At 68.8% G+C, this 19,264-nt stretch carries 16 protein-coding genes; 15 read left to right on the forward strand and 1 reads right to left on the reverse strand.

Annotated features, from left to right (window positions below):
* The first annotated feature begins 3 nt into the window (after positions 1-3).
* On the forward strand, positions 4-1,308 hold the full coding sequence (locus tag SAVERM_RS24950) for a geranylgeranyl reductase family protein (RefSeq protein WP_010986258.1): 1,305 nt from the start codon (positions 4-6) through the stop codon (positions 1,306-1,308).
* 249 nt (positions 1,309-1,557) lie between these two features.
* On the opposite strand, the gene SAVERM_RS24955 is transcribed toward SAVERM_RS24950, so the two are convergent.
* Positions 1,558-2,376, reverse strand: coding sequence for a C40 family peptidase (locus SAVERM_RS24955; RefSeq protein WP_010986259.1), 819 nt, complete (start codon positions 2,374-2,376; stop codon positions 1,558-1,560).
* Positions 2,377-3,161: 785 nt separating this feature from the next.
* On the opposite strand from SAVERM_RS24955, the gene SAVERM_RS24960 reads away from it, so the two are divergent.
* The 14 genes from SAVERM_RS24960 to nuoN are packed head-to-tail and all read left to right on the forward strand — an operon-like array spanning position 3,162 to position 19,107.
* Positions 3,162-3,521 carry an NADH-quinone oxidoreductase subunit A gene (locus SAVERM_RS24960; RefSeq protein ID WP_007383963.1) on the forward strand — a complete coding sequence of 120 codons (360 nt, stop codon included), beginning with the start codon at positions 3,162-3,164 and terminating at the stop codon, positions 3,519-3,521.
* Positions 3,522-3,536: 15 nt separating this feature from the next.
* A complete protein-coding gene (locus SAVERM_RS24965; protein WP_006382209.1) occupies positions 3,537-4,091 on the forward strand; it encodes a NuoB/complex I 20 kDa subunit family protein in 555 nt (184 codons plus the stop codon).
* Entirely contained in the window at positions 4,088-4,834 is a 747-nt protein-coding gene (locus SAVERM_RS24970; RefSeq protein WP_010986260.1) for an NADH-quinone oxidoreductase subunit C, read from the forward strand. The genes SAVERM_RS24965 and SAVERM_RS24970 overlap by 4 nt, the downstream gene beginning before the upstream one ends.
* On the forward strand, positions 4,831-6,162 hold the full coding sequence (locus SAVERM_RS24975) for an NADH-quinone oxidoreductase subunit D (RefSeq protein WP_010986261.1): 1,332 nt from the start codon (positions 4,831-4,833) through the stop codon (positions 6,160-6,162). Before SAVERM_RS24970 ends, SAVERM_RS24975 begins: the two co-directional genes overlap by 4 nt.
* Entirely contained in the window at positions 6,159-7,022 is an 864-nt protein-coding gene (gene nuoE / locus SAVERM_RS24980) for an NADH-quinone oxidoreductase subunit NuoE (RefSeq protein ID WP_010986262.1), read from the forward strand. The genes SAVERM_RS24975 and nuoE overlap by 4 nt, the downstream gene beginning before the upstream one ends.
* A complete protein-coding gene (gene nuoF / locus SAVERM_RS24985) occupies positions 7,019-8,368 on the forward strand; it encodes an NADH-quinone oxidoreductase subunit NuoF (RefSeq protein ID WP_010986263.1) in 1,350 nt (449 codons plus the stop codon). The genes nuoE and nuoF overlap by 4 nt, the downstream gene beginning before the upstream one ends.
* Positions 8,365-10,869: an NADH-quinone oxidoreductase subunit G gene (locus SAVERM_RS24990; RefSeq protein WP_010986264.1), complete on the forward strand. Its 2,505-nt coding sequence runs from the start codon at positions 8,365-8,367 to the stop codon at positions 10,867-10,869. Before nuoF ends, SAVERM_RS24990 begins: the two co-directional genes overlap by 4 nt.
* Positions 10,866-12,230, forward strand: a complete 1,365-nt coding sequence (gene nuoH, locus SAVERM_RS24995) for an NADH-quinone oxidoreductase subunit NuoH (RefSeq protein WP_010986265.1) — start codon at positions 10,866-10,868, stop codon at positions 12,228-12,230. The genes SAVERM_RS24990 and nuoH overlap by 4 nt, the downstream gene beginning before the upstream one ends.
* The gene (nuoI, locus tag SAVERM_RS25000; RefSeq protein ID WP_010986266.1) at positions 12,223-12,825 is read left to right on the forward strand and encodes an NADH-quinone oxidoreductase subunit NuoI; all 603 of its coding nucleotides are present in this window, start codon (positions 12,223-12,225) and stop codon (positions 12,823-12,825) included. Before nuoH ends, nuoI begins: the two co-directional genes overlap by 8 nt.
* Positions 12,822-13,664 (forward strand): NADH-quinone oxidoreductase subunit J, encoded by an 843-nt coding sequence (locus tag SAVERM_RS25005; RefSeq protein ID WP_010986267.1) that lies wholly within the window; start codon positions 12,822-12,824, stop codon positions 13,662-13,664. The genes nuoI and SAVERM_RS25005 overlap by 4 nt, the downstream gene beginning before the upstream one ends.
* Positions 13,661-13,960, forward strand: coding sequence for an NADH-quinone oxidoreductase subunit NuoK (nuoK, locus tag SAVERM_RS25010; RefSeq protein ID WP_006133113.1), 300 nt, complete (start codon positions 13,661-13,663; stop codon positions 13,958-13,960). Before SAVERM_RS25005 ends, nuoK begins: the two co-directional genes overlap by 4 nt.
* 13 nt (positions 13,961-13,973) lie before the next feature.
* A complete protein-coding gene (gene nuoL / locus SAVERM_RS25015) occupies positions 13,974-15,878 on the forward strand; it encodes an NADH-quinone oxidoreductase subunit L (protein WP_010986268.1) in 1,905 nt (634 codons plus the stop codon).
* Between the two features lie 5 nt (positions 15,879-15,883).
* Entirely contained in the window at positions 15,884-17,482 is a 1,599-nt protein-coding gene (locus SAVERM_RS25020) for an NADH-quinone oxidoreductase subunit M (RefSeq protein ID WP_010986269.1), read from the forward strand.
* A complete protein-coding gene (nuoN, locus tag SAVERM_RS25025; protein ID WP_010986270.1) occupies positions 17,479-19,107 on the forward strand; it encodes an NADH-quinone oxidoreductase subunit NuoN in 1,629 nt (542 codons plus the stop codon). Before SAVERM_RS25020 ends, nuoN begins: the two co-directional genes overlap by 4 nt.
* Positions 19,108-19,264 lie beyond the last annotated feature (157 nt).

Raw genomic sequence — 19,264 nt, forward strand, 5'->3', positions numbered from 1 at the left:
GCCGTGACCGAGCCCCAGCCCCTCTCCGAACACACCGCCGATGTGATCGTCGTCGGGGCCGGGCCAGCCGGTTCGACGACGGCGTACTACCTGGCGAAGGCCGGTCTGGACGTCCTCCTGCTGGAGAAGACCGCCTTCCCGCGCGAGAAGGTCTGTGGCGACGGCCTGACGCCGCGCGCCACGAAGCAGCTGGTCGCGATGGGCATCGACATCTCCGAGGAGGCGGGCTGGCTCAGGAACAAGGGCCTGCGCATCATCGGCGGCGGTGTCCGGCTCCAGCTGGACTGGCCGGATCTCGCCTCGTTCCCGGACTACGGCCTCGTCCGCAAGCGCGACGACTTCGACGAGCAACTGGCCCGTCAGGCACAGAAGGCGGGCGCGCGGCTGTACGAGCGCTGCAACGTCGGCGCGCCGATCATCGACGACCGCACGGGCCGCATCACAGGCGTCCACGCGAAGCTCGGTGACGCCGACTCGAAGGAGAAGCGCGAGGTCACCTTCCACGCCCCGCTGGTGGTGGCGGCGGACGGCAACTCGACGCGCCTGTCCCTGGCGATGGGCCTGCATCGCCGCGAGGACCGCCCGATGGGCGTGGCCGTGCGTACGTACTTCACGAGCCCGCGGCACGAGGACGACTACCTCGAGTCCTGGCTGGAGCTGTGGGACCGCCGAGGCCCCGGCGAGGACCGGCTCCTGCCGGGCTACGGCTGGATCTTCGGCATGGGCGACGGCACGTCCAACGTCGGCCTCGGCGTCCTCAACACCTCCGACTCCTTCAAGGAACTGGACTGGCGGGAAGTCCTGAAGGCGTGGTGCGCCTCGATGCCGGAGGACTGGGGATACACGCCCGAGAACATGACGGGCCCGATCCGCGGCGCCGCGCTGCCGATGGCCTTCAACCGTCAGCCCCACTACACGCGCGGGCTGCTGCTCGTCGGCGACGCCGGCGGCCTGGTGAACCCGTTCAACGGCGAGGGCATCGCGTACGCCATGGAGTCCGGCCAGCTCGCGGCCGACGTCATCGTCCAGGCCCACGCCCGTGCGACCCCCGCCCAGCGTGAGATCGCGCTCCAGCGCTACCCGCGCGTGCTCAAGGACACGTACGGCGGCTACTACACGCTGGGCCGGGCCTTCGTGAAGCTGATCGGCAACCCGAAGGTCATGAAGATCGCGGCGGAGCGCGGCCTCACGCACCCGCTCCTGATGAAGTTCACCCTGAAGATGCTCGCCAACCTGACGGACCCCACGGGCGGCGACGCGATGGACCGGATCATCAACGGGCTGTCGAAGGTGGCGCCGAAGGCGTGACGCCCCGGTGCGGGCGGCATGACGCAACACGGCTCCACGCCCCGCGTGACCGTCCGCCCGCGCTGCCCGCGCCTTCTCCGCCCGCTGTCCCTCTGCCATGACTCCCGGCGATCCGGGCGTCGAGCGGTGTGCGATCCGGGTGCGCGATCCGGGAGTTGACCGACATGTCCGGTGTGAGGTGATGTGACTGTGGGGCGCCCGTCCCGAAGGAGGGGCGCCCCACAGACGGGACTTCGGCGCGTCGCCGGGTCAGAGCACGCGCACCGCACCGGTCGGCGGGTCGTACGAGAGGGGCTTCTCGACGACGCCGGTGGACGGGTTCTGCGCGCCGACGAACATGCCGTCGCCGACGTACACCCCCACGTGGTACGCGCTGCCCGCGCCACCCCAGTACAGGATGTCGCCCGGCTGCAGGTTGCTCAGCGAGACCTGGGTGCCCGCCGTCGACTGGTCCTGCGAGACGCGCGGCAGACTCACACCGACCTGCTTGAACGCGGCCTGGACGAGGCCGGAGCAGTCCCACGAGTTGGGGCCGGTGCCGCCGGAGACGTACGCGTCGCCGATCTGCGCCTTGACGAACGCGATGACCGCCGCGGCCGAACCGGTGGCCGTGGACGTGGACGTGGACGTCGACGTGCCCGTAGAGGCGCTCGCCGAGGCGCTGAGGGTGGCCCGCTCGGCGCTGCGCGAGGCGGCACGCTCGGCAGCTGCCCTGCGTGCGGCCTCGGCCTTCTTCGTGGCCTCCGCCTTCTTCTTCGCGTCGGCCAGGTCCGACTTGGCCTGCTTTGCGGCCTTGGCGGCGGCCGCGTCACGCTCGGCCTGCAGCTCGTAGTTGGCCGCTGCCTGCTGGGTGGCGTCCGCGGACTGCGCGACCTGAGTGGCCAGGTCGGCCGTCAGGGTGGGCAGTTCCACGGTCTGCGTCACGGGTTCGGCCGCGTTCGCCGCACCGGCAGCGCCGGCCACTGCCAGGGTGCTGAGAACGCCACCGGCGACTCCGGCGCGCACCGAGATTTTCGGGGTGCTGCGGCGGGGCTTCCGATGGCTTCGTATGTGAGCGGTGTGGGACATGGGTACAAGCGGTACCAGGGGCTCCTCCATACCTTCAAGAAACGTGTGGTGCGCCACAGTTGTTCAATCGATGCCCCGAATCCTGGGCGCGCCGTTCTTTATTGACGCCGTAACGGGCATTGCGGACACCGCGGATCAAGCCTGTGATCACGGTCTTTCATCGTTACGCCCGAATTGCCCTGCACCTACCACCGGTTGTGCCCGGTGGCCAAGCCCGGTTTATTTGACCCCCCTGCGGATGTGGCACAGGTCACAGTTCGGCCGCCCGAGCGAGGGCGTCCCGCGCGGGGCCGACGAGCGCGCCCGCTCGTGAATGCGTGCACGCGTCCACTTCCGTCCGCTTCTCTTCCCTCGGGGGTGTGAACGGGCCCCACTATCAAGGGATCTGGTCCAGCACCAATTTGCCCTGAGTGGACGCGCCTTGATAATGCAAGACCGCCTCGACCAGCGGCGACGAGGGAAAATGTCACCGCTTGGTGATCACTCGGATGCTTCGCGTATGAAGATCACCGCTCATCCGGCTTCATGATCCTTCGCCAGGTGGCAGAGATCACAAACTCCTTACTTACCCCCGTGTCGCAGATCACAGACCGCCGGGCATAGGATGCGCAGCAGTTGGGCTTGTGACCTGCTTCACATGTACGCGATCTTCGTCGGGACGCACGGGGTTCGTGGGACGTGTGAGGCGGGAGTGCTCGCCCGACGCAACCTCCCCCAAGGTCTCGGCTCCGCTCGACCAGGGGGGACCCCCATGCAGTCAGTGCCGACTGAGAGGAGCGAGGAGCGTGAACGCGTATGCGCCGATCCTCGTACTGGGAGCCCTCGGGGCAGGCTTTGCGATCTTCTCCGTGGTCATGGCCACGCTGATCGGTCCGAAGCGGTACAACCGGGCCAAGCTCGAGGCGTACGAGTGCGGTATCGAGCCGACCCCCACGCCGGCCGGCGGCGGGCGCTTCCCCATCAAGTACTACCTGACGGCGATGCTCTTCATCGTCTTCGACATCGAGATCGTCTTCCTCTACCCCTGGGCCGTCACCTTCGACGCCCTGGGTGTTTTCGGGCTCGTGGAGATGCTGCTCTTCGTGCTCACCGTCTTCGTCGCGTACGCGTACGTATGGCGGCGCGGCGGTCTGGAATGGGACTGAGGGGCCTTTAACGACATGGGACTCGAAGAAAAGCTGCCGAGCGGATTCCTGCTGACGACCGTCGAGCAGGCCGCGGGCTGGGTGCGCAAGGCGTCCGTCTTCCCCGCCACCTTCGGCCTGGCGTGCTGCGCCATCGAGATGATGACCACCGGCGCCGGCCGCTACGACCTCGCGCGCTTCGGCATGGAGGTCTTCCGCGGCTCACCGCGCCAGGCGGATCTGATGATCGTGGCCGGCCGGGTCAGCCAGAAGATGGCGCCGGTGCTCAGGCAGGTCTATGACCAGATGCCCAACCCCAAGTGGGTGATCTCCATGGGGGTCTGCGCGTCATCGGGCGGAATGTTCAACAACTACGCGATCGTCCAGGGCGTCGACCACATCGTGCCGGTCGACATCTATCTGCCCGGCTGCCCGCCGCGGCCCGAGATGCTCATCGACGCGATCCTCAAGCTCCATCAGAAGATCCAGAGCTCCAAGCTCGGCGTGAACGCCGAGGAGGCGGCCCGCGAGGCGGAGGAAGCGGCGCTCAAGGCGCTCCCGACGATCGAGATGAAGGGGCTGCTGCGGTGAGCGACGCCAACGCCAACGGCAACGGGGTCAACCCCGAGAAGGACCTCGGCGCCTCCAACCTCCCCGGCCAGCGTGGCGAGGGGGGCGAGGAGATCCGCCTCCAGCGCGGCATGTTCGGCGCCAACAACGGCGGCGACACCTCCGGCTACGGCGGCCTGGTCCGCTCCATCCGGCTCCCCGGCCCGGCCGCCCGCCCCTACGGCGGCTGGTTCGACGAGGTCGCCGACGAGCTGGAGGGCGCCCTGGAAGAACAGGGACTCGTCCCCGGGAACGCCATCGAGAAGACGGTCGTCGACCGCGACGAGCTGACGTTCCACATCGAACGCGAGTACCTGCTCCGCGTCGCCCAGACCCTGCGCGACGACCCGGCCCTCCGCTTCGAACTGTGTACGGGCGTGAGCGCAGTGCACTACCTGGAGGACAAGGGCCGCGAGCTGCACGCCGTCTACCACCTGCGCTCGATCACCCACAACAGGTTGATCCGCCTCGAAGTCAGCGCCCCCGACGCCGACCCGCACATCCCGTCGCTCGTCTCCGTCTATCCGACGAACGACTGGCACGAGCGGGAGACGTACGACTTCTTCGGCCTGATCTTCGACGGTCACCCGGCGCTGACGCGGATCATGATGCCGGACGACTGGCAGGGCTTCCCGCAGCGCAAGGACTACCCCCTCGGCGGCATCCCCGTCGAGTACAAGGGCGCCCAGATCCCGGCTCCGGACCAGCGGAGGTCGTACTCGTGAGCACTTCCCACGCATCCGCCGCTTCGGCGCGCGAGACCACGGAAGGGACCGTCTACACGGTCACCGGCGGCGACTGGGACGAGGTCGTCCAGTCCGCCGCCAAGTCCGACGACGAGCGCATCGTCGTCAACATGGGTCCGCAGCACCCGTCCACCCACGGGGTGCTCCGCCTCATCCTGGAGATCGACGGCGAGACGGTCACCGAGGCCCGCTGCGGCATCGGTTACCTGCACACCGGCATCGAGAAGAACCTCGAGTACCGGACGTGGACCCAGGGCACCACGTTCGTGACGCGCATGGACTACCTGACGCCGTTCTTCAACGAGACCGCGTACTGCCTCGCCGTCGAGAAACTCCTCGGCATCGAGAACGAGATCCCGGACCGCGCCTCGATCATCCGGGTGCTCCTGATGGAGCTGAACCGGATGTCCTCGCACCTGGTGTGCATCGCCACCGGCGGCATGGAACTCGGCGCCACCACGATCATGATCTACGGCTTCCGTGATCGTGAACTCATTCTCGACATCTACGAGCTGATCACCGGCCTGCGGATGAACCACGCGTACATCCGTCCCGGCGGACTCGCCCAGGACCTGCCGCCGGGCGCGGTGGACCAGATCCGCGAGTTCGTGAAGAAGATGAAGAAGAACCTCCCCGAGTACGACAAGCTCGCCACCGGGAACCCCATCTTCAAGGCCCGTATGCAGGACGTCGGCTATCTCGACCTGGCGGGCTGTATGGCCCTCGGGGCCACGGGCCCGATCCTCCGCTCCGCCGGCCTCCCGCACGACCTGCGCAAGTCGCAGCCCTACTGCGGCTACGAGACGTACGACTTCGACGTCCCGACCGCCGACACCTGCGACTCCTACGGGCGCTTCCTGATCCGCCTGGAGGAGATGCGCCAGTCCCTGCGGATCGTCGAGCAGTGCCTGGACCGGCTCGCTCCCGGACCGGTCATGGTCGCCGACAAGAAGATCGCCTGGCCCGCCCAGCTCGCCCTGGGACCTGACGGGCTCGGCAACTCCCTCGATCACATCAAGAAGATCATGGGCACCTCCATGGAGGCCCTGATCCACCACTTCAAGCTGGTGACCGAGGGCTTCCGCGTCCCGCCGGGACAGACGTACTCGGCGGTCGAGTCACCCAAGGGCGAACTAGGGGTGCACGCCGTGTCCGACGGCGGCACCCGCCCCTACCGGGTCCACTTCCGCGACCCGTCCTTCACCAACCTGCAGGCCATGGCGGCGATGTGCGAGGGCGGCCAGGTCGCCGACGTCATCGTCGCCGTCGCGTCCATCGACCCCGTGATGGGAGGCGTCGACCGGTGACCACCAGTTCCTCGGAGCAGGGCGTCAGCCTGGGCATGCCCCGACTGCCCGCGCCCGACTACCCGGACGACGTTCGAGCCCGGCTGGAGCGGGACGGGCGCGAGATCATCGCCCGCTACCCGGACTCCCGCTCGGCGCTCCTGCCGTTGCTGCACCTCGTGCAGGCGGAGGAGGGCCATGTCACGCGCACCGGCATGCAGTTCTGCGCCGACATCCTCGGCCTGACCACGGCGGAGGTCACCGCGGTCGCCACCTTCTACACCATGTACCGGCGGCGGCCGTCCGGTGACTACCAGGTGGGCGTCTGCACCAACACCCTGTGCGCGGTGATGGGCGGCGACGCGATCTTCTCCGCCCTCCAGGACCACCTGGGCGTCGGCAACGGAGAGACCACCGACGACGGCAAGGTCACCCTGGAGCACATCGAGTGCAACGCGGCCTGCGACTTCGCTCCGGTCGTGATGGTCAACTGGGAGTTCTTCGACAACCAGACCGTGGCCAGCGCCAAGCGGCTCGTCGACGACCTGCGCGCGGGAGCGCCGGTCGAGCCCACGCGCGGTGCCCCCTTGTGCACGTTCAAGGACACCGCCCGCATCCTGGCCGGCTTCCCCGACGAGCGGGACGGGGCCGTCGAGGCGAGCGGCAGCGCGGGACCCGCCTCGCTGACCGGCCTGCGCCTGGCCAAGGGAGAGAGCGCCCCCGCGCGCGTGGTCCACCCGAGGGGCTCCGGTGCCCCCCAGGACGAGCCGCCGCACGAACCGTCTCCGGCCGAGCACCTGAGCTCGCACGACGCGCCGCAGGACACGTCGGACTCCGACCCGTCCCACCCGGCGGGTCCTGTTGCCGAGGAGGGGGAGTGATGACCTTGGCACCCGAGATCAACGAGACCAGTCCCGAGAAGCTGCTCGCACCCGTGCTGTCCGCCTTCTGGGACGAGGAGAAGTCCTGGACGCTGGACGTCTACCGAAGGCACGAGGGGTACGAGGGCCTGCGCAAGGCGCTCGCCATGTCGCCGGACGACCTCATCGCGTACGTCAAGGACTCCGGTCTGCGCGGCCGCGGCGGTGCCGGATTCCCCACGGGAATGAAATGGCAGTTCATTCCTCAGGGCGATGGAAAGCCGCACTATCTAGTTGTCAACGCCGACGAATCGGAACCGGGAACCTGTAAGGACATCCCGCTCCTCTTCGCGAACCCGCATAGCCTCATCGAGGGCATGGTGATCGCGTGCTATGCCATCCGGTCGTCGCATGCCTTCATCTATCTGCGCGGTGAAGTGGTCCCCGTGTTGCGGCGGTTGCACGAGGCCGTACGAGAGGCCTACGCGGCGGGCTACCTCGGCAAGAACATCCTGGGCAGTGGCCTCGACCTCGAAATCACCGTGCACGCGGGCGCGGGCGCGTACATCTGCGGTGAGGAGACCGCACTGCTCGACTCGCTCGAAGGCCGCCGTGGTCAACCGCGGCTCCGTCCCCCCTTTCCTGCTGTCGCGGGCCTCTATGCGTGCCCGACTGTTGTAAATAACGTCGAGTCGATCGCGTCAGTTCCCGCAATTCTGCACAAGGGCAAGGAATGGTTCAGGTCGATGGGCAGCGAGAAGTCCCCGGGCTTCACGCTCTACTCGCTCAGCGGCCACGTCGCCAGCCCCGGCCAGTACGAGGCCCCGCTCGGCATCACACTCCGCCAACTCCTCGACATGAGCGGCGGGATGCGGCCGGGCCACCGGCTGAAGTTCTGGACGCCGGGCGGCTCCTCGACGCCGATGTTCACCGACGAGCACCTCGACGTGCCCCTTGACTACGAGGGCGTGGGCGCGGCCGGTTCCATGCTCGGCACCAAGGCGCTCCAGTGCTTCGACGAGACCACCTGCGTCGTCCGGGCGGTCACCCGCTGGACCGAGTTCTACGCCCACGAGTCCTGCGGCAAGTGCACGCCGTGCCGTGAAGGGACGTACTGGCTCGTGCAGTTGCTGCGCGACATCGAGGCCGGCAAGGGCGTCATGACCGACCTCGACAAGCTGAACGACATCGCCGACAACATCAACGGCAAGTCCTTCTGCGCCCTCGGCGACGGCGCCGCCTCGCCGATCTTCTCCTCGCTCAAGTACTTCCGTGAGGAGTACGAGCAGCACATCACGGGCCGCGGCTGCCCCTTTGACCCGGCCAGGTCGACGGCCTGGGCCGACCGCACGGAGGTGAACGCATGACTGTGACCACCAGCGCTCCCTCCGGAGGGGGAGAGGCGGCGCTCCCGCCGGAAGATCTCGTCTCGCTGACGATCGACGGCGCCGAGATCAGCGTGCCCAAGGGCACCCTGGTCATCCGGGCCGCCGAGCAGCTCGGCATCGAGATCCCCCGCTTCTGCGACCACCCGCTCCTCGACCCGGCCGGCGCCTGTCGCCAGTGCATCGTCGAGGTCGAGGGCCAGCGCAAGCCCATGGCGTCCTGCACGATCACGTGTACGGACGGAATGGTGGTGAAGACTCACCTCACTTCCCCGGCCGCCGAAAAGGCCCAGCACGGCGTGATGGAGCTGCTGCTCATCAACCACCCGCTGGACTGCCCGGTCTGCGACAAGGGCGGTGAGTGCCCACTGCAGAACCAGGCGATGTCGCACGGCAACTCCGAGTCCCGCTTCGAGGGAAAGAAGCGGACGTACGAGAAGCCCGTCGCGATCTCCACCCAGGTGCTGCTCGACCGCGAACGGTGTGTGTTGTGCGCCCGGTGCACACGGTTCAGCAACCAGATCGCGGGCGACCCGATGATCGAGCTGCTCGAGCGGGGCGCGCTCCAGCAGGTCGGCATCGGCGACGGCGACCCCTTCGAGTCGTACTTCTCCGGGAACACCATCCAGATCTGCCCCGTGGGCGCGCTGACCTCGGCGGCGTACCGCTTCCGCTCACGCCCGTTCGACCTCGTCTCGTCGCACTCGGTGTGCGAGCACTGCTCCGGCGGCTGTGCGACCCGCACCGACCACCGGCGCGGCAAGGTCATGCGGCGCCTGGCATCCCCCGATCCCGAGGTCAACGAGGAGTGGCTCTGCGACAAGGGGCGCTTCGGGTTCCGGTACGCGCAGCAGCGGGACCGGCTCGAGACGCCTCTCGTACGGGGTGAATCCGGTGAACTGGAACCCGCGTCCTGGCCCGAGGCGCTGGAGGCCGCCGCGCAGGGACTGCTGGCCGCTCGGGGTCGCGCGGGCGTTCTGACCGGCGGCCGCCTGACCGTCGAGGACGCCTACGCGTACAGCAAGTTCGCGCGCGTGGCGCTCGACACGAACGACATCGACTTCCGCGCGCGCGTGCACAGCAGCGAGGAGGCCGACTTCCTGGCCGCCCGGATCGCCGGACGCGGCCGCGACCTCGACGGTACGGGCATCACGTACACCTCGCTGGAGAAGGCGCCCGCCGTCCTGCTCGTCGGCTTCGAGTCCGAGGAGGAGGCGCCCGGCGTCTTCCTGCGGCTGCGCAAGGCCTGGCAGAAACACGGGCAGCGGACCTTCTCGCTCGCCACCCACGCCACCCGGGGCCTGGCGAAGGCCGGCGGCACGCTGCTGCCCGCCGCACCCGGTACCGAGCCCGAGTGGCTGGACGCCCTGGCGAGCGGGGCCGGCCTGGAGGGCGACGGCGCGAAGGCCGCCGAGGCGCTGCGCACCGGGGGCGCGGTGATCGTCGTCGGTGAGCGACTGGCCGGCGTGGCGGGCGGGCTCACCGCCGCCGTACGGGCGGCGTCCGCGACCGGCGCCGAACTGGTGTGGATCCCCCGCCGGGCCGGGGAGCGCGGCGCCATCGAGGTGGGCGCGCTGCCGTCGCTGCTGCCGGGCGGCCGTCCGGCCACCGACCCGCGCGCGCGGGACGAGGTCGCGGCGGCCTGGGGAGTCTCCGGACTCCCGCACCGCTACGGCCGCGACACCGGCCAGATCGTCGAGGCCGCCGCCGGCGGCGAACTGCGGGCCCTGGTGGTGGCGGGCGTCGAGGTCGCGGATCTGCCCGACCCGGCACGCGCGCGTGCCGCTCTTTCCGAAGTCGGCTTCCTGGTGTCGCTCGAACTGCGGCCCAGCGAGGTCACCGGACTCGCGGACGTCGTGCTGCCGGTCGCCGCGGTGGCCGAGAAGGCGGGCGCCTTCCTCAACTGGGAGGGCCGGGCCCGCTTCTTCGAGGCCGCGCTCAAGCCCGACCACATGACCCGCAGGCTGGCGCCCACCGACGCGCGGGTCCTGCAGATGCTGGCCGACGCCATGGACGTACACCTGGGGCTGCCCGATCTGCGCACCGCGCGCTCGGAGATCGACCGCCTCGGCGCCTGGGACGGGCTGCGGGCGACGGACCCCCGCGAGGGTTCCGCGCAGCTGCCGCGTCCGGCCGCCGGGGAGGCCGTGCTGGCGGGCCACCGGCTGCTGCTCGACCAGGGCCGTCTCCAGGAGGGCGACGACGCACTCGCCGGGACCCGGCACGCCGCACGCGCGCGTGTGTCGGCCGCCACGGCCGCCGAGGCGGGCGTCAAGGACGGCGACCTGCTCGCCGTCACCGGTCCCGCCGGGACGGTCGAACTCCCGCTGCAGATCACCGAGATGCCCGACCGCGTGGTCTGGCTCCCGCTGAACTCCGCCGGGCAAGGCGTGGCCTCCGACACCGGGGCCCTGCCCGGCGCACTCGTCCGCATCGGTGCGGCGACACTCGCCGCCGAGGCTCCCAAGGAGGTGCAGGCATGACTCCGTACCTCGCCGCCGAAGACCTGTCGATGTTCGGCCGCGACCCCTGGTGGCTGGTCGTCGTCAAAGCCGTCTTCTGCTTCGCCTTCCTGATGATCACCGTGCTGTTCTCCATCGTGTGGGAGCGCAAGGTCGTCGCCTGGATGCAGCTGCGCATCGGCCCCAACCGGCACGGCCCCTGGGGCATGCTCCAGTCGCTCGCCGATGGCATCAAGCTGATGCTCAAGGAAGATCTCATCGTCAAGCGCGCCGACAAGGTGGTGTACGTCCTCGCGCCGATCGTCGCGGCCATCCCGGCCTTCATGGCGATCGCCGTGATCCCCTTCGGGCCGGCCGACAACGAGATCTCGATCTTCGGCCACCGTACGGCGATGCAGCTCACCGACCTGCCGATCGCGATGCTCTACATCCTCGCGGTCGCGTCGGTCGGCATCTACGGGATCGTGCTCGCGGGTTGGAGTTCCGGATCCACGTACCCGCTGCTGGGCGGCCTGCGCTCCTGCGCGCAGATGATCTCCTACGAGATCGCCATGGGCGCCGCGTTCGCCTCGGTGTTCCTCTACTCCGGGTCGATGTCGACCTCGACGATCGTCGAGCAGCAGCACGACCGCTGGTACATCGTCCTGCTGCCGGTCTCGTTCGTGATCTACATCGTGACGATGGTCGGCGAGACCAACCGCGCCCCCTTCGACATGCCGGAGTCCGAGGGGGACCTGGTCGGCGGCTTCAACACCGAGTACTCGTCCATCAAGTTCGCGATGTTCATGCTCGCCGAGTACGTGAACATGGTGACGGTCTCGGCCGTGTCGACGACGCTCTTCCTGGGCGGCTGGCGGGCTCCCTGGCCGATCAGCACCTTCTGGGAGGGCGCCAACCACGGCTGGTGGCCGATGCTCTGGTTCGTGGTGAAGGTGCAGCTGCTGCTGTTCTTCTTCATCTGGCTGCGCGGCACTCTGCCCCGCGTCCGCTACGACCAGCTGATGAAGCTCGGCTGGAAGGTCCTCATCCCGGTCTCCGTGGTCTGGCTGATGCTCGTCGCGACCGTGCGGACCCTGCGGAACGAGAACTACGACTTCGCCGACATCGCGCTGTACGTCGGCGGCGGCGTCCTCGTCCTCCTGCTGCTGTCCTTCGTCGCCGACATGTTCCGCGAGAAGTCGAAGGAGGCCGCCGCGCCCGCCGAGGAGCCCGCCGCCTTCGACCCGATGGCGGGCGGCTTCCCCGTACCGCCGCTGCCGGGACAGACGCTCCCGCCGGTGCCGCGACGCCGCCCGCGCCGCGATCGCGAGTTGATTGTCAGTGGCGGGCCGGATACTGCGAGTGACGGACCTGCGAACGGAAAGGAGGCGTCCGATGGCTGAGGAACCCAAGGAGACCGGTCCCGGTTTCCAGAACCCCGTCGCCGGCTTCGGCGTGACCTTCAAGGCCATGTTCAAGAAGCGGCTGACCGAGCAGTACCCGGAGCAGCAGAAGACCACCGCCCCGCGGTTCCACGGCAGGCATCAGCTCAACCGCCATCCGGACGGCCTGGAGAAGTGCGTCGGCTGCGAGCTGTGCGCCTGGGCGTGTCCCGCCGACGCCATCTATGTGGAGGGCGCCGACAACACGGACGAGGAGCGCTACTCGCCGGGCGAGCGGTACGGGCGGGTCTACCAGATCAACTACGCCCGCTGCATCCTGTGCGGCCTGTGCATCGAGGCATGCCCCACGCGCGCGCTGACGATGACGAACGAGTTCGAGCTGGCCGACTCCAGCCGCGCCAACCTCATCTACACCAAGGAGCAGCTGCTCGCCGGACTGGACGACAACATGGTCGACAGCCCGCACGCCATCTACCCCGGGATGGACGAGCAGGACTACTACCGGGGTCTGGTCACGGAGGCCGCCCCCGGCACCGAGCGCCAGGTCGCCGTCTCCAAGGGCGAGAAGCCTCAGGACGAGGGGGTGGAGGCATGAGCGCGCAGCTCGCCGCCTACTCCACCTCCACCGGTGAGGCCTTCCAGTTCTGGATCCTCGGCACCGTCGCCGTGATCGGCGCCCTGTGCACCGTCCTCATGAAGAAGGCCGTGCACAGCGCCCTCTGCCTCGCCGGCACCATGATCATCCTGGCGGTGTTCTACCTCGCCAACGGCGCCTACTTCCTGGGCGTCGTGCAGATCGTCGTCTACACCGGCGCGATCATGATGCTGTTCCTGTTCGTGGTGATGCTCGTCGGCGTCACCGCGGCGGACTCGCTGAAGGAGACCATCAAGGGCCAGCGCTGGCTGGCCCTGGTGTGCGGGCTCGGTTTCGGCACCCTGCTGTTCGCGGGCATCGGCAACGCGTCCATCAAGGAGTTCGACGGCCTCGGCACGGCCAATGCGAACGGCAACGTGGAGGGCCTCGCCGCCCTCATCTTCACCAAGTACGTGTTCGCCTTCGAAATCACCGGCGCCCTGCTCATCACGGCCGCCGTCGGCGCCATGGTGCTCACCCACCGCGAGCGCACCGAGCGGGCCAAGACCCAGCGCGAGCTGTCCGAGCAGCGCGTACGCGAGGGCAAGCACCTGCCGCCGCTGCCGGCCCCCGGCGTCTACGCCCGGCACAACGCGGTGGACATCGCGGGCCTCCTCCCGGACGGCACCCCGTCCGAGCTGACCGTCAACAAGACGCTGCGGGAGCGCGGCCAGATCCGTGACGTGTCCACCGAGGCGCTGAACGACCTGAAGGCTCTGGAGCGCCGGGCCGAGGAGCGCCTGGAGCGGACCGACGTCGAGCCGGTGAGCCCGAAGCGGACCGAGGAGGCGTCGAAGTGAACCCCGTCAACTACCTGTATCTCGCCGCCCTGTTGTTCACGATCGGCGCCACCGGCGTACTGATCAGACGGAACGCGATCGTGGTGTTCATGTGTGTCGAGCTGATGCTCAACGCCTGCAATCTCGCGTTCGTCGCCTTCTCCCGGCTGCACGGCAATCTCGACGGCCAGATCATCGCCTTCTTCACGATGGTCGTCGCCGCCGCGGAGGTCGTGGTCGGGCTCGCGATCATCGTGTCGCTGTTCCGTTCCCGCCACTCGGCCTCGGTCGACGACGCCAGCCTGATGAAGCTGTAAGGGGCGCTGGACCGTGACTAACCCTGAGAACCTGATCGCGCTGCTGGTGGCGGCGCCTCTGCTCGGAGCGGCCGTACTGCTGTGCGGTGGCCGGCGGCTCGATGCCGTCGGCCACTGGATCGGCACGGTCCTCGCGGCGGCCTCCTTCGTGATCGGCGTGGTGCTCTTCGCCGACATGCTGGGCAAGGGCGCCGAGGAGCGGACCTTCACGCAGCACCTGTTCAGCTGGATCCCGGTCGCCGGCTTCAAGGCCGACGTCGGCTTCCAGCTCGACCAGCTGTCGATGACGTTCGTCCTGCTGATCACCGGCGTCGGCTCACTCATCCACCTGTACTCGGTCGGGTACATGGAGCACGACGAGCGCCGCCGCCGGTTCTTCGGCTATCTGAACCTGTTCCTCGCGGCGATGCTGCTGCTCGTCCTCGCCGACAACTACCTGCTGTTGTACGTCGGCTGGGAGGGCGTCGGCCTCGCCTCCTACCTGCTGATCGGCTTCTGGCAGCACAAGCCCAGCGCCGCCACCGCCGCGAAGAAGGCCTTCCTGGTCAACCGCGTCGGCGACATGGGCCTGTCGATCGCGATCATGCTGATGTTCACGACGTTCGGGACGTTCGCGTTCGGACCCGTCTTCACCCACGTGGGTGACACCGGCGAGGGCAAGCTCACCGCCATCGGCCTGATGCTGTTGCTCGCGGCCTGCGGCAAGTCCGCCCAGGTGCCGTTGCAGTCGTGGCTCGGGGACGCGATGGAGGGCCCGACCCCGGTCTCGGCCCTCATCCACGCCGCGACCATGGTGACCGCCGGTGTGTATCTGATCGTCCGCTCCGGCGCGATCTTCAACGCGGCGCCCGACGCACAGCTCGTCGTCACCGTCGTCGGTGCGGTGACGCTCCTGTTCGGTGCGATCGTCGGTTGCGCGAAGGACGACATCAAGAAGGCGCTCGCCGGGTCGACCATGTCGCAGATCGGCTACATGGTGCTGGCGGCGGGTCTCGGCCCGATCGGCTACGTCTTCGCGATCATGCACCTGGTGACGCACGGCTTCTTCAAGGCCGGGCTCTTCCTCGGCGCCGGTTCGGTCATGCACGGCATGAACGACGAGGTGGACATGAGGAAGTACGGCGGCCTCAGGAAGTACATGCCGATCACGTTCATCACCTTCGGCCTCGGCTACCTCGCCATCATCGGCTTCCCGGGTCTGTCCGGCTTCTTCTCCAAGGACAAGATCATCGAGGCGGCCTTCGCCAAGGGCGGCACCGAGGGCTGGATCCTCGGCGGCGCGGCCCTGCTCGGCGCGGCCATCACCGCGTACTACATGACGCGCGTGATGCTGATGACCTTCTTCGGGGAGAAGCGCTGGCAGCCCGATGCGGAGGGCCATGAGCCGCATCCGCACGAGTCGCCGAGTTCCATGACGATCCCGATGATCGTGCTGGCCTTCGGATCGGTCTTCGCCGGCGGGTTCTTCAGCATCGGCGACCGTTTCCTGCACTGGCTGGAGCCGGTCACCGGGCACTCGGAGGGCAACTCGCCCGTCAGCGCCCTCTCGGTCACGGTGGCCACCATGGTGTTGCTCGTCGTCGGCGCCGGAATCGCGTACGCCCAGTACGGGCGTCGCCCCGTCCCGGTGCTCGCCCCGCGCGGCTCCCTGCTCACCAGGGCCGCCCGGCGCGATCTGCTCCAGGACGACTTCAACCACGTCGTGCTCGTCCGCGGCGGGGAGCACCTCACGCGCTCCCTGGTGTACGTCGACCACACCCTGGTCGACGGCGTCGTCAACGGCACGGCGGCCTCGGTCGGCGGGCTCTCCGGACGGCTCCGCAAGCTCCAGAACGGCTATGCGCGGTCGTACGCGGTCTCGATGTTCGGCGGTGTGGCGGTCCTCATCGCCTTGACCCTGCTGATGAGGGCGGTCTGATACCGATGTCCTTTCCTCTGCTGACAGCGACGGCGGTGCTCCCGGCCCTCGGGGCGCTCGCCACGGCCGCCGTGCCGGCCGCGCGACGCACCGCCGCCAAGTGGCTGGCGCTGGCCGTCTCACTGGCCACGCTGGTGCTCGCCGCGGTGGTCCTGGTCCGCTTCGAGCCGGGCGGCGCCCGCTACCAGCTCACCGAATCCCACCCCTGGATCAAGGACTTCGGGGTGCGGTACGAGCTGGGCGTGGACGGCATCGGGGTGGCGCTGGTCGCGCTGACCGCGCTGCTGATCCCGTTCATCATTCTGGCGGGGTGGCACGACGCCGATCCGTTGGAGACCCGGTCCTCACGCTGGCGGCCGACCCAGGGCTTCTTCGCTCTGATCCTGGCCGTCGAGGCGATGGTGATCCTCTCCTTCGAGGCCACCGACGTCTTCCTCTTCTACATCTTCTTCGAAGCCATGCTGATCCCGATGTACTTCCTCATCGGAGGCTTCGGGGACCGCGCCCACGGCGCGTATCAATCCGCCGTCACCGCGGCGCAGCGCGACGAGGCGGCGGCGACGCAACGCTCGTACGCCGCCGTGAAGTTCCTCCTCTACAACCTGGTCGGCGGCCTGATCATGCTGGCCGCGGTGATCGGCCTCTACGTGGTGGCCGGGAACTTCTCGCTCCAGGAGATCGTGCAGGCGCGGGCCAACGGCTCGCTGCACATGGCGACCAGCACCGAGCGGTGGCTGTTCCTCGGGTTCTTCTTCGCCTTCGCGGTGAAGGCGCCGCTGTGGCCGCTGCACACCTGGCTGCCCAACGCCATGGGGGAATCCACCGCCCCGGTCGCCGTACTGATCACGGCGGTCGTCGACAAGGTGGGCACGTTCGCGATGCTCCGCTTCTGTCTCGGGCTGTTCCCGGAGGCGTCGAAGTGGGCGACGCCCGTCATCCTCGTGCTCGCACTGATCAGCATCGTCTACGGGGCGCTGCTCGCGGTCGGTCAGCGGGACATCAAGCGGCTGGTGGCGTACGCGTCGATCTCGCACTTCGGATTCATCGTCCTGGGCATCTTCGCGATGACCAGCCAGGGCCAGTCCGGCGCGACGCTCTACATGGTCAACCACGGGATCTCGACGGCCGCCCTGATGCTGGTCGCCGGCTTCCTGATCTCCCGGCGCGGATCGCGGCTCATCGCCGACTACGGGGGCGTGCAGAAGGTCGCGCCGGTGCTCGCCGGCACGTTCCTGATCGGGGGCCTGGCCACCCTGTCGCTCCCCGGCCTCGCGCCGTTCGTGAGTGAATTCCTGGTCCTGGTCGGCACGTTCACGCGCTACCCGGCGGTCGGGATCATCGCCACCTTCGGCATCGTCCTGGCCGCGCTCTACACCCTCGTCCTCTACCAGCGCACGATGACGGGCCCGGTGAAGGCGGAGGTCGCCGAGATGCCGGACCTCAGGGCGCGGGAACTCCTGGTGGTCGCCCCGCTGATCGCGCTGCTGATCTTCCTGGGCGTCTACCCGAAGCCGGTCACCGACATCGTCAACCCAGCGGTCCAGCAGACCATGTCCGACGTACACGAGAAGGACCCCAAGCCCGAGGTGGAGGCGGCCAAGTGAGCGCATCAGCCGTCCACAGCCTGTGGACAACGGCGGCCGATCCGATTTCCAAGATCGACGCACCCAAGATCGAATACGGGCAATTGTCGCCCACCCTGATCGTCATCGGGGCGGCTCTCGTCGGAGTGCTGGTCGAGGCGTTCGTCCCGCGCAAGTCCCGCTACTACGCCCAGGTGTTCGTGTCCGTCGTCGCGCTCGCCGCCGCCTTCGCGGCCGTGGTGGCGCTCGCGGCGGGCGGATACGGCACCACGAAGGCGCACATCGCGGCCATGGGCGCGATCGCCGTCGACGGACCGGCCCTGTTCCTCCAGGGCACGATCCTGCTCGCCGGACTGCTCGGCGTGTTCACCTTCGCCGAACGGCGCCTCGACCCGGAGGTACACGGCAACCGGGTCGACTCCTTCGCCGCGCAGGCCGCGTCCGTGCCGGGCAGCGACAGCGAGAAAGCGGCGGTCAAGGCAGGGTTCACCACCACCGAGGTGTTCCCGCTGCTCCTCTTCGCCGTCGGCGGCATGCTGATCTTCCCGTCGGCCAACGACCTGCTGACGCTCTTCGTGGCCCTGGAAGTCTTCTCGCTGCCCCTGTACCTGCTGTGCGCCGTGGCCCGCCGCAAGCGGCTCATGTCGCAGGAGGCCGCCGTCAAGTACTTCCTGCTCGGCGCCTTCGCCTCCGCGTTCACCCTCTTCGGCATCGCGCTCCTGTACGGATACGCGGGCTCGATGTCGTACGCGACGATCGCGCAGGTCGTCGACGGCACCGTGCAGAACGTCGACCCGGCGCTCGCCGGCACCATGGGCAACGACGCGCTGCTGCTCGTCGGCGCCGCGATGCTGGTGATGGGGCTGCTGTTCAAGGTGGGCGCGGTGCCGTTCCACATGTGGACGCCGGACGTGTACCAGGGCGCGCCGACCCCGGTCACCGGCTTCATGGCGGCGGCGACCAAGGTGGCGGCGTTCGGCGCGCTGCTGCGGCTCCTGTACGTGGTCCTGCCGGGCCTGCGCTGGGACTGGCGGCCGGTCATGTGGGCCGTCGCGATCGTCACCATGCTCGGCGGTGCGATCGTCGCGATCACCCAGACCGACATCAAACGGCTGCTCGCGTACTCGTCGATCGCGCACGCGGGCTTCATCCTCGCGGGTGTCATCGCGACGACCCCGGACGGTGTCTCGTCCGTCCTCTTCTACCTGGGCGCCTACTCGTTCGTGACGATCGGGGCCTTCGCGGTGGTCACACTCGTCCGGGACGCGGGCGGCGAGGCCACCCACCTGTCCAAGTGGGCGGGGCTCGGGCGCAGGTCGCCGCTGGTGGCGGCCGTGTTCGCGGTCTTCCTGCTGGCCTTCGCGGGCATTCCGCTGACCTCCGGGTTCGCCGGAAAGTTCGCCGTGTTCAAGGCGGCGGCGGAGGGCGGCGCGGCCCCGCTCGTCGTGGTCGGTGTGATCTCGTCGGCGATCGCCGCGTTCTTCTACATCCGGGTGATCGTGCTGATGTTCTTCAGCGAGCCGCGTCCGGAGGGGCCGACGGTGGCCGTGCCGTCGCCGCTGACGACGACGGTGATCGGGGTGGGCGTGGTGGTCACGCTGGTGCTGGGGGTCGCACCGCAGTACTTCCTGGATCTGGCCGGTTAGTCGGGGGTCTTCGTCCGCTGACGTTCGGTTGAGCTTCGGGACCCGGTCTCCTGCGGAGCCGCCTCCCGACGCATGTCCGGGAGGCCGGTGGTCAGGAGGCCGGTGGTCAGGAGGCGGGTGGTCAGGAGGCCGGGCGCTCGGAGGCAGCCGACGGGCC

The sequence above is a fragment of the Streptomyces avermitilis MA-4680 = NBRC 14893 genome (assembly GCF_000009765.2).
GTDB classification, from domain to species: domain Bacteria; phylum Actinomycetota; class Actinomycetes; order Streptomycetales; family Streptomycetaceae; genus Streptomyces; species Streptomyces avermitilis.